We start from the raw sequence: 1148 nt of genomic DNA on the forward strand, positions 1-1148 counted from the left end.
TGCCTGCATTAGGAAGATGGTTGTGATCTTAAATTCGATGCTAAGAGACGGTGTTTTGTGGGAAGCGCCAAAAGCTTAAAATTAACTATTGACGCCATAGTCTCTTGTTAGTTGCCGATTTAACCAAACCTTTTTAAATAATCATCAAGGTTAGGCGATACGTCTATTCGTTTAACTATATTGTCACGTAAGAAAAACAATAGTTCATTTTTCGTGTCCACATACTCTTTAAATATGCCGTCATTAACCTCTAAAACCAAAGAGGGAAAATAAGCCAATAACTCTGACTCTTTGATGCCAATAGGGTTAATACTATTTAACTGAACATTATCAGAAGTTATTGAAATATCCCATAATATAAAGTTTAAATCAGGATCGAAATATAAACGTATTCCGTGAGACTGGTATTCCCAGATTTCTGAACTCACTCCGTTTCTACCTGACTCATTTTCAACGGCATCAGGGTTTCCAAATACCTCAATAGCATGAGCTTTGGAAGCACCAAATTTAATACTACTTAATCCGAACAGTGGCACAATATCCATAAGGCAACTAACGCCTCATTAAGAGGAAATTTATAGTTGGCTAAAATGTTGAACGCAGTGAAAACAGCCAACTGTAAATTTTCCTGCTTTAATGACTTGTTATATTTTTTATTTACAACACCTTACAGGCATTTATAGTGTTAGTGCAATATGAACGATAAATATTAATGGGCAAGCAACTACAAGAATAAAAGTATGCCAAAGCGCCGATTTTTTAGTTAAGGAAAAACCTTTACGAGTTAAATACACTGCAAAGAATATAGGAATTATTAAAGTCAGAATAAATCCAATACTTTGGGTTGAATTAGCTCTATTTAGATAAAATATATCAATAACATTTAGAACCAAAACGCCATATAAATAGATGATTAATAATTTGGGGATTTTAGATTCAGCTAGCTTCATAACCTACCAAAAATATAACGCCCCACTAAGAGGCAAATGATAGTTGGTTATAATAGAGAGCGAAGCGAACAAAACCAACTGTTATTTGTCCTGCTTGAGTGGCTTGTATGGATAATAAACCCACCTAATTTACAAATACTTCCCTGTTTCGGGTAATGTGAGACCCAGGCTTTAGCTGCAACTAAAGCTTTCCTTGTC

At 34.6% G+C, this 1148-nt stretch carries 1 protein-coding gene; it reads right to left on the reverse strand.

All coding sequences use genetic code 11. From position 1 onward, the window contains the following. Positions 1-119 precede the first annotated feature (119 nt). Positions 120-545, reverse strand: coding sequence for a hypothetical protein (locus L2737_RS22190; protein WP_248957133.1), 426 nt, complete (start codon positions 543-545; stop codon positions 120-122). Between the last annotated feature and the right edge of the window lie 603 nt (positions 546-1148).

The sequence above is a fragment of the Shewanella electrodiphila genome, from assembly GCF_023283985.1.
GTDB classification, from domain to species: Bacteria; Pseudomonadota; Gammaproteobacteria; order Enterobacterales; family Shewanellaceae; genus Shewanella; species Shewanella electrodiphila.

Bases quoted from the DNA above. Each gene is read 5' to 3' on its own strand.
- L2737_RS22190 (WP_248957133.1), bottom strand. From the start codon at position 545: ATGGATATTGTGCCACTGTTCGGATTAAGTAGTATTAAATTTGGTGCT.